A 15,889-nucleotide genomic window follows, 5' to 3' on the forward strand; every position below is an offset into this window, starting at 1 on the left:
GTTTGCTCGGGAGGGGACTCCAGAGCAGGCCCCGGCCGAGGGCTAAGCCGCAGGCTGCATCCGAACGCCCGTCCCGCTTCCGCGGGGCGGGCGTTCGCCGTTGCGCGGAGTGTCGACGGTTGAACGCAAGGGTGATCCGGCGTAGCCTCGGACCACCTCGCGACGACGCGAGGGCACGGCATCGCTCACGAGGCACCGCCGTGAGGTCACCGAACTCAAGGCGGCGTGCATCGTGTCGATGGAGACTCACACCCAATTCCCGCAGGATTCCGACGAGCGGGGCGGTGATGCACGCGAACCGGTCCCGGTCGACCACGGGTGCGTCCAGCTCCTCGATCCGGACGGCGTCCGCCAGGAGGACGCCCTGTACGACCTCTTCGTCGCCGACCTCGGTCACGCCGAGCTGCTCGCGCTCTACGAGGACATGGTCGTCGCACGACGCATCGACACGGAGGCGACGGCTCTGCAACGGCAGGGCGAGATCGGTCTGTGGCCGCCGTCGCTCGGGCAGGAGGCCGCCCAGGTGGGGTCGGCGCGGGTCCTGCGGCGCGGGGACTTCGTCTTCACGAGCTACCGCGAACAGGCCGTGGCGTACTGCCGTGGCGTCGAACTCGACCAACTGATGGCGATGTGGCGGGGGACCGCGCTGTCGGGCTGGGACCCGTTCGCGGTCGGCATGGCGACGCCGGCGGTCATCATCGGTGCCCAGACGCTCCATGCGACGGGCTACGCGATGGGCTGTCAGCGCGACGGGTCCGACGCGGTGGCCGTGGCCTACTTCGGCGATGGGGCGACGAGTCAGGGCGACGTGAACGAGGCGCTGGTGCTGGCCGCGAGTTTCCAGGCACCCGTGGTCTTCTTCTGCCAGAACAACCAGTACGCGATCTCCGAGCCCGTCGGGCTGCAGGCTCAGCGCCCGATCGCGGACCGGGCACCGGGCTTCGGGGTGCCGAGCATGCGGGTCGACGGCAACGACGTGCTCGCCGTGACGGCGGCGATGCGGATCGCCGTCGACCGCGCACGGTCCGGTGGTGGGCCGACCTTCATCGAGGCCGTCACCTACCGCATGGGGCCGCACACCACCTCGGACGATCCGACGCGGTACCGGGACGAGAGCGAGGTCGTGTCGTGGCGTGCGAAGGATCCGATCGCCCGGCTCGAGCGTCTGCTGGAGTCCGAGGGGGCCCTCGACGAGACCGCCCGAGCCCACGTCGCGTCCGTCGCCGACGCCGCGGCCGCCCGGGTCCGTGCGGGGTGCCTCGCCTTGCCTGCCCCTGACCCGCTCTCACTCTTCGACGAGGTCTACGCCACCGCCCATCCCGGGCTCGAACGGCAACGCGAGGAGTACCGCTCGTACCTCGCGATGTTCGACGGTGGTGCCCGATGACCACGCTCACCCTCAGCAAGGCGATCAACGCCGGACTGCACCACGCCCTCGCCGACGACGACCGGGTCCTGCTGCTCGGCGAGGACATCGGCCGACTCGGTGGGGTGTTCCGGGTGACCGACGGCCTCCAGGCTGAGTTCGGTGCCGATCGCGTCGTCGACATGCCGCTGGCGGAGTCCGCGATCATCGGAGCGGCGATCGGCCTGGCCTTCCGAGGCTTCCGCCCGGTGTGCGAGATCCAGTTCGACGGGTTCATCTATCCGGGCTTCGACCAGATCGTCGCGCAGTTGGCGAAGCTGCACTACCGGACGAAGGGGGCCGTCCGCATGCCGGTCACCATCCGCGTGCCGTACGGCGGGGGCATCGGCGCCGTCGAGCACCACTCCGAGTCCCCGGAGGCGTACTTCGCGCACACCGCGGGACTGCGCGTGGTGACGTGCTCCGACCCCCAGGACGCGCACACGATGATCCGTCAGGCGATCGCGTGCGACGACCCGGTGCTGTTCTTCGAACCGAAGCGGCGGTACTGGACGAAGGGCGAGGTGCTCGACGACCTCCCAGCCGATCCGCTCGCGTTCACCCGTGCGCGGACGGTTCGCGCCGGCACGGACGCGACGTTGGTCGCCTACGGTCCGCTCGTCCAGACGGCGCACGAGGCTGCGGAGGCCGCGGCCGACGAGGGTGTCGACCTGGAGGTGATCGACCTCCGATCCCTCGCACCTCTCGACGTCGACGCCATCGCCGCCTCGGTCGAGAAGACCGGGCGACTCGTCATCACGCACGAGGCGCAGCGTTCCGGAGGGATCGGCGCCGAGTTGGCGGCCTCGATCACCGAACGCTGCTTCGACCTCCTCGAAGAGGCCCCGGTGCGGGTGACGGGGTTCGACACGCCCTATCCCGCGTCGGCGCTCGAGGACCATTTCCTGCCGGACCTCGACCGGATCCTGGACGGGGTCGATCGCGCACTGGGGCGTCGGTCCTCCGCCTCGGCCGCGGGCAGGGCCGAGGCCCGGCCGGTGACCGGTGGGGAGGGACGGCGATGAAGCGGTTCTCCCTGCCCGATCTCGGTGAAGGTCTGACCGAGAGCGAACTCGTGTCCTGGCGCGTCGCCGTCGGCGACCACGTCGAGCTCAACCAGGTGATCGCCGAGGTCGAGACCGCGAAGGCGCTCGTCGAACTGCCCGCGCCGACCGCCGGCGTGGTCACGAGGCTCCACGTCGAACCGGGGACGACGGTCCTCGTCGGCGAGGCGCTCGTCGATTTCGCGCCCGATGGGGAGACCGCTCCGTCCCCGTCGGTCCCCGAGGCTGACCGGGCGGAGGTCGACCGCCCGAGTGGGGCGGCGGACCGCGAGCCGGTCCTCGTCGGCTACGGCCCTCGCACGGCGAGCGGTGAACGGCCACGGCGCCGTGCGCGGTCCGGCGACGATGACACACCTGCCCCGGCGCACACCGTACCGGCGCACACCGCCCCGGTGCCGGAGCGTTCCCGGCCTCGCGCGACACCACCGGTCCGGCGACTCGCCCGTGATCTCGGCGTCGACCTCGGAACGCTCGTCGGCACCGGCGTCTGTGGTCGGATCGCGCGTGAGGAGGTCGAGCGCGCTGCGACCGGCCCGAGTGGGCGGCTGCCGGAGCGTGCTCGCGGAGCGGGAGCGGCGCCGGCCGGGACCCCAGCGACGCCGGCCACGGCGGCCACGGCGGCCGACGGGTCGGTGCGTCGGCCGATCACGGGGGTCAGGCGCCGCACCGCCGAGGCGATGGTGAGCAGTGCGTTCACGGCTCCCCACGTGACGGAGTTCCTGACGGTCGACGTGACGCCGACGATGTCGCTGCTGGACGCGCTCGCCCGCTCGCCTCGGACCGGGGACCACCGGGTCAACATCCTGACCGTCCTCGCCAAGGCGGTGTGCATCGCCGTGAGACGCACCCCCGCGGTCAACGCGAGCTGGGACGAGGCTGCCGGGGAGATCGTCGAGTACGGGCACGTCGGACTCGGGATCGCCGCAGCGACGCCGCGGGGACTCCTCGTCCCGAACATCGCACGGGCGGAGGAGCTCAGCCTGTTCGAACTCGCGGACGCCGTGGCGGACCTCGTCCGCACGGCCCGCGAGGGACGCACCGCTCCGGCGGAACTGCGAGGGGGGACGATCACGATCTCCAACGTCGGCGTCTTCGGCGTCGACGCGGGGACGCCCATCCTCAACCCCGGTGAGGCGGCGATCATCGCGCTCGGTGCCGTCCGTCGCCGGCCGTGGGAGTTCGAGGGGCAGGTCGCGCTGCGACACGTCGTGACGCTGTCGCTGTCGTTCGACCATCGACTCATCGACGGAGAGCAGGGGTCCCGGTTCCTCGTCGATCTCGGGACGATGCTGTCGGATCCGGCGATGGTCCTGACGATGGTGTGATCGTCGAGTCCAGGCCCTCGCGCTCACCCGCCCCGGCGGCCGTTCGGGCCTGGACGCGACGACCGCGACGTGGCATCGTGCATCGTGTACGCATCGGGAATCAGCGAGGGAGCGGCTCATGGTCACGTACACGGATGTCTTCAGCGGGTTCTCGGTCGACGACATCGACGCGGCGAGGACGTTCTACCGGGACGTCCTCGGTCTCACGGTCACCGACAACGCCATGGGATTCCTGGACGTGGCGCTGCCCGCCGGCGGGTCGGTGCTCGTCTACGGCAAGCCGGACCACACGCCGGCCTCGTTCACGGTGCTGAACCTCGTGGTCGACGACATCGACACGGCGGTCGACGAGCTGCAGGCGCGCGGTGTGGTGACGAAGCTCTACCCCGACGACGTCCTGCCGACGGACGCGAAGGGGATCATGCGCGGGAACGGCCCGGACATCGCCTGGTTCACCGATCCAGCGGGGAACGTCCTGTCCGTGCTCGTCGACTGAACCCGTCCCGCATCCTCACTCGGCGAGCAGGGCGGCCAGTGCCATCCGCTCGAGCGTCGAGCGCACCGCCTCGCGGTCGGGTGTCCCGGCCTCGTTCCTGCCGCGGGAGGTGCTGTGGGACGTGGAGTTGATCAGTCCGAAACCCGCGAGCGCGCGGACCCGCAGTTCCGCCGTGGGGATCGTGGGATGCAGCGTCGTGAGGACGTCCACCCACCGCTCGACGTACCGCCGCTGCAGGGTGCGGACCGCGCGGCGGTCGTCCGGTGCCAGGCTGTCGAGGTCGTGGTCCTGGATGCGGATCACGTCGGGGTCGTCGAGGGCGAAGGCCACGTGGAAGGTGACCAGCGAACGCAGCGCCCGGTCGCTGTCCGGAGCCTGCTCGACCTCGCGGGTCCCGCCGTCCAGCAGATCCTGACTGACGCCGACGAGGAGTGCTGCGAGGACGGCCTGCTTGCTCGGGAAGTGGCGGTAGACGGCGGGCCCGCTCATGCCGACGGCCGTTCCGAGGTCCTCCATCGACACCCCGGCGAAGCCGCGCTCGGCGAACAGTCCGGCCGCTGACCGCAGGAGGGCCGAGCGACGTGCCGCTTTCGCCTCCGAGCGCCCGAGGTGCGGTGGGTTCGGGGACGGTGTGTCACGACCGGTCATCGGATCTCCTCGGGGTGGACTTTTTCAGTTAATGAACTGTAACCTCTCTTTCAGTGAGTGATGAGTAACTGAATGCACTCACGGTCGACGACGACAGGAGCCCGAGTGCCCACCCTCACGAGCGGTGCCGATCCCACCTCAGCCCGATTCCGCGAGCAGGAGGCTGCGCAGCGGGCGCTCGTGACGGTGCTCGAGCAGACGATGGCGACCGCGGCCAAGGGCGGACCGGAAGCGTCGCGGGTGCGGCACGTCGCCCGGGGGAAGCTGCTGCCACGCGATCGGGTCGACCGCGTGCTCGACGAGGGGAGCCCCTTCCTGGAGATCGCGCCCCTGGCCGCGCACGGCATGTACGACGACGCGACCCCCGGCGCCGGGGTCATCGCCGGGATCGGCCTCGTCCACGGACGACACGTGCTCGTCGTGTCGAACGACGCGACCGCGAAGGGTGGCTCGTACTTCCCGATGACGGTGAAGAAGCACCTCCGGGCCCAGGAGATCGCGGCCGCGAACCGGCTGCCCTGCCTGTACCTCGTCGACTCCGGGGGAGCGAACCTCCCGACGCAGGACGAGGTCTTCCCCGATCGGGACCACTTCGGCCGGATCTTCTTCAACCAGGCCAGGATGTCGGCGGCCGGCATCCCGCAACTCGCCGCCGTGCTCGGGTCCTGCACCGCCGGCGGCGCGTACGTCCCCGCCATGAGCGACGAGAACGTCATCGTGCGCGGTCAGGGCACGATCTTCCTGGGCGGTCCACCCCTCGTGAAGGCCGCGATCGGCGAGGTCGTGACGCCGGAGCAGCTCGGCGGCGGCGACCTCCACGCCCGGGTGTCGGGGGTCACCGACCATCTCGCCGACGACGACGCGCACGCGCTCGACATCCTCCGGGATGCGGTCGCGACGCTGCCGGCGCCCCACTCGCGCGCGTGGGAGGTGCATCCGAGCGTGCCGCCGGTCGTCCCGGAGGCGGAGCTGTACGGCGTCGTCCCGGCGGAGCTGCAGACGGCCTACGACGTCCGTGAGGTGATCGCGCGGCTCGTCGACGGCAGCGACTTCTCGGAGTTCAAGCGGGAGTACGGCGACACCCTCGTGACCGGGTTCGCGAGGCTGCACGGGCACCCCGTCGGCATCATCGCGAACAACGGCGTCCTCTTCAGCGAGTCGGCCCTGAAGGGCGCCCACTTCATCGAGCTCGCCGACCAGCGCGGCATCCCGTTGCTGTTCCTCCAGAACATCTCGGGCTTCATGGTCGGCAGTGACGCCGAGGCCGGAGGCATCGCCAAGCACGGCGCGAAGATGGTCACCGCGGTCGCGACCACCCGGGTGCCGAAGCTGACGGTCGTGATCGGCGGTTCGTTCGGCGCCGGCAACTACTCCATGTGCGGCCGGGCCTACGACCCCCGCTTCCTCTGGATGTGGCCGGGCGCGCGCATCTCCGTCATGGGGGGACAGCAGGCGGCGAGTGTCCTCGCGACCGTCAAGCGCGACCAGCTCGAGGCCCGAGGTGAGGCGTGGACCGCCCAGGCTGAGGATGACTTCCGGGCGCCGATCCTCGCCGACTTCGAGGAGCAGGGCAATCCGTACTACTCGACCGCGCGGCTCTGGGACGACGGCATCATCGATCCCGCCCGGACCCGCACGGTCCTCGGACTCGCGCTCGAGGTGTGCTCCCGCGCGCCACTGCCGGAACCCGGCTTCGGCCTCTTCAGGATGTGACGGCATGACGATCCAGACACCGAACCGGCCGGGCCAGGCATCCGCGCGTCCCTTCCGCTCCGTCCTCGTCGCGAACCGCGGCGAGATCGCCTGTCGCGTCATCCGCACGCTCACAGCGATGGACATCGAGAGCATCGCGGTCTTCAGCGACGCCGACCGCGACGCCCCGCATGTCCGGCTCGCGGACCGCGCCGTCCGCCTGGGACCCGCGCCGGCCTCGGACAGCTATCTCGATGTCGACGCCGTCGTCCGGGCCGCCGTCACGACCGGGGCCGAGGCGGTGCACCCGGGCTACGGCTTCCTGTCCGAACAACCCGCGCTCGCGGGGGCGCTCGCCGCTGCCGGGATCGTCTTCATCGGACCGGACGAGCGCGCCCTGGTCCTCATGGGCGACAAGATCCGGGCGAAGGAGCACGTCGCGGCTCGAGGCGTCCCGATCATCGAGGGCGTCGCCGACGCCTCGCTCGACGACGACGCGCTCGTCCGTGCCGGCGTCGCCATGGGCTTCCCGCTCATCGTCAAGCCGGCGGGCGGAGGCGGCGGCAAGGGGATGCAGGTGGTGGAACGCGCCGAGGAGCTCCCATCGGCCATCGCCTCCGCGCACCGGGTGGCCGAGGCGGCCTTCGGCGACGCCACGCTCCTCCTCGAGCGGTTCGTCACGAGACCCCGGCACATCGAGGTGCAGGTGCTCGCGGACGCCCACGGTGCGGTCGTGCACCTCGGGGAGCGCGAGTGCTCGCTCCAGCGTCGGCACCAGAAGGTGATTGAGGAGTCCCCGTCGCCGCTCATCGACGACCGGCAGCGGGCGCGACTCGGCGAGGCGGCCTGCACGGTCGCCCGGAGCGTCGGCTACCGAGGGGTGGGGACCGTCGAGTTCCTCGTCGCCGACGACCGACCCGACGAGTTCGCCTTCCTCGAGATGAACACGCGATTGCAGGTGGAGCATCCGGTCACCGAGCTCGTCACGGGGCTCGACCTCGTGGAGTGGCAGGTGCGCGTCGCCGCCGGTGAACCGCTGACGATGACGCAGGAGGAGGTCGTCCTGCGTGGTCACGCGGTGGAGGCGCGGCTGTACGCGGAGGACCCGTCGAGCGGCTTCCTGCCTCAGACCGGGGTGCTCGAACGGGTGTGTCTGCCGCAGGGGCCGGGGGTCCGCGTCGACGGCGGCATCGTCGCCGGGCAGTTCGTCGGCCCGTGGTACGACCCGATGCTCGCGAAGATCGTGTGCTGGGCCGAGGATCGCGGGACCGCGCTCCGGCGACTCGACGCCGCGCTCGCGGCGACGGTGGTCTTCGGTGTCCGCACGAACCTCGGCTTCCTCCGGCGGCTCCTCGCCGACGAGGACGTCGTCGCGGGACGGCTGCACACCGGTCTCATCGCCGAACTGCTCGACGACCGTCCGTCCGACTCGATGTCCGAGCGGATCTTGACCGCCGCGGCGCTCGCCGAAACGGAGGACCGGCGATGCACGGCCGAAGCGCGGACCGCCGGACTCGGGACGCCGTGGTCGGATCCGGGTGGGTGGCGCCTCGGCGCGGCAGCACCGACGCGACAGCACCTGCGACTGGAGGACGGACGCATCGTCCGCATCGAGGTGCGCGGCTCGAGCGACGACGCGAGCGTCTCCGTCGACGACGCGGCACCGACGCGGGCCGCGGTCCTCAGCCGGTCGGACGGCACCCTGCGGTTCGAGCACGGCGGTGTCAGCACCCTCCTGGAGACCGTCCGTGTGGGGGACGAACGATGGATCGCACTCGACGGTGCCATCAGTGTGGTCGAGGTGGTCCCGCGTGAGGCGCTCCCAGCCGGCGGGGATCCGACTGCGGCCGGTGCGGTCGATCCGGAGGTGCGGACGCCGATGCCCGGCACCGTCACTGCGGTGCACGTCACGAGCGGCGACGCCGTCACCGCCGGTCAGCCGCTCGTCACCGTCGAAGCGATGAAGATGGAGCACCTCCTCACCGCCACGACCGACGGCACGGTCACCCTCCACGTCTCCACGGGTGGCACGGTCGCAACCCGTCAGTCGGTCGCGACGATCGCCGCAGACCACGTCGCAGCCCACCTGAACGCAGCCCCAACCGATGCAGCACCCACGAACGGAGCATCAGCATGAACACCGAGCTCAGCCCCGAGCACCAGCGGATCGTCGACACGGTCAAGGCGTTCGCCGACGAGGTCGTCGCGCCCGCCGCCTACCAGTACGACACGGAACGGCGTCTGCCGTACGACATCATCGCGCAGATGGGGGAGCTGGGACTCTTCGGGCTGCCGTTCCCGAAGGAACTCGGCGGCGGGGGGATGGACTACTTCGCGCTCTGCCTCGCCGTCGAGCAGCTCGGACGCGTCGACCAGAGCATCGGCGTCACCCTCGAGGCCGGCGTCGGCCTCGGAGCCATGCCGATCTACCTGTACGGCACCGACGCCCAGCGCGAGGAATGGATCCCGCAGCTCGCGAGCGGGCAGGCGCTCGCCGCCTTCGGTCTCACCGAGGCGCGTGCCGGCAGTGATGCAGGCGCGACGGAGACCACCGCCGAGCTCGTCGACGGTGAGTGGGTGATCAACGGCACGAAGCAGTTCATCACCAACTCCGGGAGCGAGATCACCCGCCTCGTGACGGTCACGGCCGTCACGGGGGAGCGGGTCCGATCCGACGGCCGGGTGACGAAGGAGCTGTCGTCGATCCTCGTGCCGGTCCCGACGCCGGGCTTCACCGCGCTACCGCCCTACGACAAGGTCGGCTGGCACACCTCCGACACCCACCCGCTGCGGTTCGAGGACGTCCGTGTACCGGAGGGCAACCTGCTCGGCGAACGCGGGCGCGGATACGCCAACTTCCTCACCGCGCTCGACGGTGGACGGATCGCCGTGGCCGCGCTCGCCGTCGGAGCAGCCCAGGGCTGCCTCGAGGAGGCGATCCGCTACGCCAAGGAGCGGGTCGTGTTCGGTCGGGCGATCGGCGACAACCAGTGGATCGCCTTCCGGATCGCGAAGATGCAGGCGCGGGTCCACACCGCCAGGCAGGCATACTACGACGCCGCGTCGCGCATGCTCCGGGGAGCGCCCTACAAGATGGAGGCCTCCATCGCGAAGATGGTCGCCGGGGAGGCCGCGATGGACAACGCCCGCGACGCGACCCAGATCTTCGGCGGCTACGGGTTCCTCAACGAGAACCCGGTGGCGCGGCACTACCGGGACTCGAAGATCCTCGAGATCGGTGAGGGCACCACCGAGGTGCAGCTCATGATCATCGCCCGCGAACTCGGCTTCGCGTCGTGAGGTCATGATGACCGACTCGTCCGAGACGTCGTCCGGCCCCGTGATCGAGCAGCGAGGTCTGTACTTCGAGGAGTTCGTGGTGGGTGCGACCTACCGCCATCGCCCCGGGCGCACCCTCACAGAAGCCGACAACGTCCTGTTCTCGACCCTCACGATGAACGGGCAATCACTGCACGTGGATGCCGCCTGGTCTGCGACCGGGCCCTTCGGGGAACGGCTCGTGAACTCGATGCTGACCCTCTCGACGCTCGTGGGGCTGTCGGTTGCGCAGCTCACCGAGCAGACGATCGTCGCGAACCTGGGCTTCGCCGACGTCGCCTTCCCGAATCCGATGCACCACGGCGACACGCTGTACGCCGAGACGCTCGTGACGGCCAAACGGCTGTCGTCGTCGAGGCCGGGCGAGGGTGTCGTCACCCTGCTCCACACGGGTCGGAACCAGGACGGCGTCGTCGTCGCGACCGCGACCAGGAGCACACTCGTCCAGTGCTCGGGTGCATCGTGACCGGCGCCGCGGCGTTCGACCTGGGGCCGGCGATCCTCTTCGTCCCGGCGGACCGCCCCGACCGCTTCGCGAAAGCGGCCGCGCGCGCGGACGCCGTCATCCTCGACCTCGAGGACGCCGTGGCCCCGGCCGACAAGCCGGCCGCCCGCCGGGCGATCATCGACCATCCGCTCGATCCCTCACGCACGGTCGTCCGGGTCGACCCGGCTGGCACCGTCGACTTCGACGATGATGTCGCGGCACTCGCGGACACCGCCTATCGCACGGTGATGCTGGCGAAGACGGAGACGACCGCGGCGCTCGACCGGCTCGTGGACGCGATCCCGGACGTCCGGATCATCGCGCTGTGCGAGACCGCTGCCGGTGTCGTGCAGGCACCCGCGTTGGCCGCCCATCCTGCGGTCCTCGCGCTCATGTGGGGCTCTGAGGACCTCATCGCGTCCCTGGGCGGCACGAGTAGCAGACTGGCCGACGGGCGATACCGGGACGTCGTCCGACAGGCTCGCTCCTCGGTGCTGCTCGCCGCGGGAGCCGCCGGGGTGGCCGCGATCGACGCGGTCCACCTCGACATCGACGATCTCGACGGGCTCGCGGACGAGGCGGCGGACGCGGCCGCCGTCGGCTGCATCGCCTCCGCTTGCATCCACCCGGGACAGGTCCCGACCGTTCGCGCCGCCTACCGCCCGGACCCCCGATCGGTGGCAGCGGCGCAGGCCCTGCTCGACGCCGCAGCGGGAGCGGCCGGCGTGTTCCGGCACGAGGGACGCATGGTCGACGAGCCGCTCCTGCGGCACGCGAGACTCGTGCTCGCCCGTGCCGAGGTGGCCGTCGATCCGAGGTGATCGACCGACTCCAGCAATCGTTACGAATCAGTTGCCACCCGGTCGTGATGTCGTCCAGCCGAAGTCGCCGGTCTCCTCTAGCCTGGTGAGCAAGCACCGGCCCGTCGCTCCACGCACGGATCCCGACGGTGCAGCGCGTCACCGGTCGGCGGACCGAGAGAGGGGCAGGGGATGCCACACCTCTGGCGCTCGTCGAGCACCCGTGGCAGTTCTCTCGTCGGTGGAGCAGCGGACGGCGTCGACGACGACGCGAGTCGGCGTCCCGAGCAGCTCGTCCCGCACCCGTCCTTCCCGACGCCCGTCCAGGACCCCGAGCCGTCGGAGGCACCGAGGCGCACGATCGGCGACTCCGAGTTGTCGGTCTTCCCGGTCGTGCTCGGCGGCAGCGTGTTCGGTTGGACCGTCGACCCCGACACGACGTCGGACATCCTCGACCGGTTCCACGACTCCGGCGGCAACATGGTCGACACCGCCGACAGCTACGCTGGCGGACGCAGCGAGATCCTCATCGGCAACTGGATGCGGAAGCGCCGCAACCGGGACGACATGGTCGTCGCGACGAAGATCGGCCGGCACCCCGACTACCCGGGTCTCGGCTCGGTGAGCATCATCCGTGCGGTCGAGGCGGCGCTCGAACGGTTGCAGACCGACCACATCGACCTGCTGTCCTTCCACGACGACGACCCGAGCATCCCGTTGGCCGACAGCCTCGGGACGGTCGACTGGCTGATCGAGACCGGCAAGGTCCGCTACCTCGGCACCTCGAACACGACCCCTGAGCGGCTGATGGAGGCGCGGATCCTCTCGGCGAGCGGCTTCACCCAGTTCGTCGCGCTCGAGACGCACTACAGCCTCATGCACCGGGAGCCGTACGAGAGCACCCTCGCGCTCGTCGCGACGGCCCAGCACCTCGGTGTCCTGCCCTACTTCGCCCTCGCGAACGGGTTCCTGACGGGCCGCTACCGCACCCGCTCCGACCTCGACCCGAGCACCCGCGGCAGTCGCGCCGCGACCCATCTCCACCGCCGTGGGCTGCGGGTCCTGCACGTCCTCGACGAGATCGCGGAGGAGAACCGTTGCACGGTCGCCTCGGCCGCGCTCGCCTGGGCCATGTCACGTCCCGGCGTCGTCGCGCCCATCGCGAGCGCGTCCCAGCCGGCTCACGTCGACTCGCTCATCGCGGCGGCCGACGTGCGGCTGAGTCGTGGGCAGATCCTCGAGCTCGACCGCGTCTCGGGTCGCTTGCGCTGAGTCGACCGGCGGGCGCCCGTGCACCGACGCTCGCGCGCGACGCCCGGGAACCTGACGTATGGTTGGGGTGATGAACGCCGCCGTCGACCTTCCGCTCACTCGTCCCGAGCTCGCGTTCACCGCATCCGGGGACGCGCTCGTCCGCCGGACGGTCCTGCCCAACGGGCTGCGCATCCTGAGTGAACACATGCCGGGCAGCCGCAGCGCCACGATCGGCTACTGGGTGGCCGTCGGTTCCCGCGACGAACGACCGGCGACCGCTGATCGACCGGCGACCTTCGGCTCGACGCACTTCCTGGAGCACCTCCTGTTCAAGGGCACGCCGTCGCGTTCCGCCCTCGACATCGCGGTCGCCTTCGACGCCGTCGGCGGCGAGCACAACGCGCTCACGGCCAAGGAGCACACCTGCTACTACGCCAAGGTGCGCGATCGCGACCTGCCGATGGCGGTGGACGTCATCACCGACATGCTCACCTCCTCGCTGCTCGACCCGGAGGAGTTCGAGAACGAACGCGGCGTCATCCTCGAAGAGCTCGCGATGATGGACGACGATCCGGGGGACGTCGCCAACGAACGGTTCTTCGAGCGCGTGCTCGGCGAGCACCCGCTCGGGCGTCCGATCGGCGGTCACCCGCAGTCGATCATCGAGGTCGGCCGGGACGCCGTCGTGGCGCACTACCGGGCCAACTACCGCGCGAACGACGTCATCGTGACGGCGGCCGGCGCGGTCGACCACGACGCGCTCGTCGTCCAGGTGTCCGAGGCGCTCGTGCAAGCGGGCTGGCCGGCGGACGCGGTGGCCGCACCGGTCGCGCGTCGGACGCTCGCTCCTGCTGCCATCGTCGGAGGCTCGCCCCTCTCGGTCGTGCACCGTCCCACCGAGCAGGTCCACCTGCAGATCGGCGGAGCGGGCCTCATCGCAGGCGATGAGCGACGATTCGCCATGAGCATGCTCAACTCCATCCTCGGCGGCGGCATGTCCAGCCGCCTGTTCCAGGAGATCCGCGAACGACGCGGGCTCGCCTACTCGGTGTACTCGTTCGCCGGCAGCTACTCGGACGCCGGCGTCTTCGGCCTCGCTGCAGCCTGCTCCACGGCGAAGGCGGCGACCGTCGCCGAACTCATGCTCGCCGAGCTCCACCGGCTCGCCGAGCACGGCGTGACGGACGAGGAGTTGTCGCGCGCGCTCGGGCAGCTGAGCGGCGCCTCGGCGCTGGCGCTGGAGGATTCGGACTCGCGTATGAGCCGCCTCGGTCGAGCGGAGCTGACCCTCGGCGAGTTCATCGACCTCGACGAGAGCATCCGTCGCCTGCAGTCGGTCGGTCAGGACGACGTCCAGCAGCTCGCGCAGCACCTCGCCGCGCAGCCCATCACGGTGTCGGCGGTCGGAGCCGTCGACGAGGACACCTTCGCTCCGATCATCGCGGGGGTGCGTTGAATGTCCCATTACCTGTATCTCGTCAGACACGGCGAGCAGCAACACGCTGAGCACGGCTTGCCCGACGGACCGCTGTCGGCACGCGGTCGGCGCCAGGCGCAGCTGCTCGCGGAGCGCCTCGGCGGTGTCCCGATGACCGCGGCGTGGCACTCGCCGTTGCAGCGTGCCGCGGAGACCGCCCAGATCATCGCCGAGCGGATGCCGGCCGTCACACCGGAGCCGTCGTCGCTGCTCTTCGACTGTGTCCCGAGCGGTCGCACACCTGAGACGCCGTCGGCGTTCGACCCCTTCTTCGGTTCGATCACCGAGGCGGAGATCGAGGCGGGCGAAGCGCAGATGGCCGACGCCGCGGCCGAGTTCCTCTCGCCGAAGCGCGGTGACCATCACGAGCTGCTCATCACGCACAACTTCGTCATCGGGTGGCTCGTCCGCGAGGCGCTCCAGGCGCCCGCATGGCGCTGGGTGAGCATCAACCAGGCCAACGGCGGACTGACGGTGCTGCACCAGCGCGCCGGGCGTCCGTGGAGCCTCATCACCCACAACGACCTCGCGCACCTCCCCATGGAACTCCGCACGGGACTTCCCGAGCCGCACATCGTCTAGTCGGCGGCCCGCCTCCTCCCGGACGGGCAGCACGTAAGCTGAGGGCATGACGACACGAGTGGCGCTGGCCGGCGCGAGCGGCAAGATGGGCCGACTGTTCACCAGCATCATCGGTTCACTCGACGACTTCGAGCTGGTCGCATCGCTCGGTTCCTCGAGCGAGCTGAGCGAGATGGACGAGGCGGACCTCGTCGTCGACGTCACGGTCCCGGGTGTCAGCCAGCGGATCGTCGACCACGCCGTCGCTCAGGGGATCAACGTGCTCGTCGGGACGAGCGGCTGGTCGGCCGAGCGTATCCAGCGACTCGACCGCCGGCTCGCCGAGCTGCCCGAGCAGGGCGTCGTCATCATCCCCAACTTCTCGCTGGGGTCCGTCCTGTCGACGAGTCTCGCGACCGTCGCGGCCCGCTTCTTCGACTCGATCGAGATCATCGAGTCCCACCGCGACACGAAGGTGGACTCGCCCTCCGGGACCGCCGTGCGCACCGCCGAGTTGATGATGGCCGCTCGTGGCGACCGTGGGCCCGTCGCCGCTCTGCACACCGACCAGCGGGCGAGGGGACAGCAGGTCTCGAGCATCCCGATCCACAGCCTGCGGCTCCAGGGCGTCGTCGCCCGCCAGGAGGTCGTGTTCGGTGGCGTCGACGAACTCGTCACGATCACGCACGACACGATCTCGCCAGCATCCTACGAGCGGGGCATCCGGCTCGCCCTCGTCGCCGCCCGCGACGCCCGGGGGGTCACCGTCGGTCTCGACAGCCTGCTCGACCTCGGACTCGATCGCCCAGGGCCGGCGGGTCGGCGGCCCGCCCAGGGGGCGCCCGAGCACGTCTCCGGCCAGGCCGCGGCGGCCAGCGCCCTGTGAAGACCCGCGTCATGGTCGCGGTCATCGCGGCCCTGCTCGTCCTCTACATCGTCCTCGTCGGGTACCGTGCCGTCGTCCTCCTCGGCACGGGTGAGCCTGTCGGCATCGCCATGGGTGCGGCGCTCATCGTCCTGCCGATCCTCGGCGTCTGGGCGCTCTGGCGCGAGATCGCCTTCGGGCTGGGCGCCGAGCGACTCGGAGTCCGCCTCGAGGCCGAGGGCGGCCTTCCGCCCGAGCAGGTCGAGACCCGCGAGAGCGGCCGGCCGATGCGTGATGCCGCAGACGAGTTGTTCCCGAAGTACCGCGACGCGGCCGAGGCCGCTCCCGACGACTGGCGATCCTGGTACCGCCTCGGACTCGTCTACGACGGTGCCGGAGACCGCCGCCGCGCACGGCAGGCCATCCGACAGGCGATCCGGCTCTCGCGGAGCTGACCGGAGCGGCGGCGTCCCGTC

The 15,889-nt window shown here is 70.8% G+C and carries 15 protein-coding genes; 14 read left to right on the forward strand and 1 reads right to left on the reverse strand.

The window, feature by feature from the left end; translation table 11 throughout:
- Positions 1-238: 238 nt before the first annotated feature.
- From pdhA to HOW07_RS16180, 4 genes are all read left to right on the forward strand, one after another.
- On the forward strand, positions 239-1,387 hold the full coding sequence (pdhA, locus tag HOW07_RS16165; protein WP_175117820.1) for a pyruvate dehydrogenase (acetyl-transferring) E1 component subunit alpha: 1,149 nt from the start codon (positions 239-241) through the stop codon (positions 1,385-1,387).
- Complete coding sequence (locus HOW07_RS16170) at positions 1,384-2,430, forward strand: alpha-ketoacid dehydrogenase subunit beta (RefSeq protein WP_175117821.1); 1,047 nt, start codon at positions 1,384-1,386, stop codon at positions 2,428-2,430. The genes pdhA and HOW07_RS16170 overlap by 4 nt, the downstream gene beginning before the upstream one ends.
- A complete protein-coding gene (locus tag HOW07_RS16175) occupies positions 2,427-3,794 on the forward strand; it encodes a dihydrolipoamide acetyltransferase family protein (RefSeq protein ID WP_175117822.1) in 1,368 nt (455 codons plus the stop codon). The genes HOW07_RS16170 and HOW07_RS16175 overlap by 4 nt, the downstream gene beginning before the upstream one ends.
- A 118-nt stretch (positions 3,795-3,912) precedes the next feature.
- Positions 3,913-4,290 carry a VOC family protein gene (locus HOW07_RS16180; RefSeq protein ID WP_064294462.1) on the forward strand — a complete coding sequence of 126 codons (378 nt, stop codon included), beginning with the start codon at positions 3,913-3,915 and terminating at the stop codon, positions 4,288-4,290.
- A 15-nt stretch (positions 4,291-4,305) separates the two neighbouring features.
- Here HOW07_RS16180 and HOW07_RS16185 read toward each other — a convergent pair whose 3' ends face one another.
- Positions 4,306-4,938 carry a TetR/AcrR family transcriptional regulator gene (locus tag HOW07_RS16185; protein ID WP_175117823.1) on the reverse strand — a complete coding sequence of 211 codons (633 nt, stop codon included), beginning with the start codon at positions 4,936-4,938 and terminating at the stop codon, positions 4,306-4,308.
- Between the two features lie 72 nt (positions 4,939-5,010).
- Here HOW07_RS16185 and HOW07_RS16190 point away from each other — a divergent pair, with 72 nt between their 5' ends.
- The 10 genes from HOW07_RS16190 (at position 5,011) to HOW07_RS16235 (ending at position 15,868) form a co-directional block, all read left to right on the forward strand.
- Positions 5,011-6,651 carry a carboxyl transferase domain-containing protein gene (locus HOW07_RS16190; protein ID WP_079002695.1) on the forward strand — a complete coding sequence of 547 codons (1,641 nt, stop codon included), beginning with the start codon at positions 5,011-5,013 and terminating at the stop codon, positions 6,649-6,651.
- A gap of 4 nt (positions 6,652-6,655) precedes the next feature.
- A complete protein-coding gene (locus HOW07_RS16195; protein WP_175117824.1) occupies positions 6,656-8,767 on the forward strand; it encodes a biotin carboxylase N-terminal domain-containing protein in 2,112 nt (703 codons plus the stop codon).
- Entirely contained in the window at positions 8,764-9,930 is a 1,167-nt protein-coding gene (locus HOW07_RS16200; protein ID WP_064294458.1) for an acyl-CoA dehydrogenase family protein, read from the forward strand. The genes HOW07_RS16195 and HOW07_RS16200 overlap by 4 nt, the downstream gene beginning before the upstream one ends.
- Positions 9,931-9,937: 7 nt before the next feature.
- Positions 9,938-10,435 (forward strand): MaoC family dehydratase, encoded by a 498-nt coding sequence (locus tag HOW07_RS16205; protein WP_071262384.1) that lies wholly within the window; start codon positions 9,938-9,940, stop codon positions 10,433-10,435.
- Positions 10,417-11,277, forward strand: coding sequence for a CoA ester lyase (locus tag HOW07_RS16210; RefSeq protein ID WP_371743700.1), 861 nt, complete (start codon positions 10,417-10,419; stop codon positions 11,275-11,277). The genes HOW07_RS16205 and HOW07_RS16210 overlap by 19 nt, the downstream gene beginning before the upstream one ends.
- A 171-nt stretch (positions 11,278-11,448) precedes the next feature.
- Positions 11,449-12,528 carry an aldo/keto reductase gene (locus tag HOW07_RS16215; protein ID WP_079002693.1) on the forward strand — a complete coding sequence of 360 codons (1,080 nt, stop codon included), beginning with the start codon at positions 11,449-11,451 and terminating at the stop codon, positions 12,526-12,528.
- Positions 12,529-12,598: 70 nt separating this feature from the next.
- The gene (locus HOW07_RS16220; protein ID WP_175117825.1) at positions 12,599-13,966 is read left to right on the forward strand and encodes a pitrilysin family protein; all 1,368 of its coding nucleotides are present in this window, start codon (positions 12,599-12,601) and stop codon (positions 13,964-13,966) included.
- Positions 13,967-14,569 (forward strand): histidine phosphatase family protein, encoded by a 603-nt coding sequence (locus tag HOW07_RS16225; RefSeq protein ID WP_071262315.1) that lies wholly within the window; start codon positions 13,967-13,969, stop codon positions 14,567-14,569.
- A 46-nt stretch (positions 14,570-14,615) separates the two neighbouring features.
- Positions 14,616-15,434, forward strand: coding sequence for a 4-hydroxy-tetrahydrodipicolinate reductase (dapB, locus tag HOW07_RS16230; RefSeq protein ID WP_175117826.1), 819 nt, complete (start codon positions 14,616-14,618; stop codon positions 15,432-15,434).
- A gap of 11 nt (positions 15,435-15,445) precedes the next feature.
- Entirely contained in the window at positions 15,446-15,868 is a 423-nt protein-coding gene (locus HOW07_RS16235) for a hypothetical protein (protein ID WP_217485360.1), read from the forward strand.
- Positions 15,869-15,889 lie beyond the last annotated feature (21 nt).

The organism is Plantibacter sp. MCCC 1A11337 (assembly GCF_013349365.1).
Taxonomy (GTDB): Bacteria; Actinomycetota; Actinomycetes; order Actinomycetales; family Microbacteriaceae; genus Plantibacter; species Plantibacter flavus_A.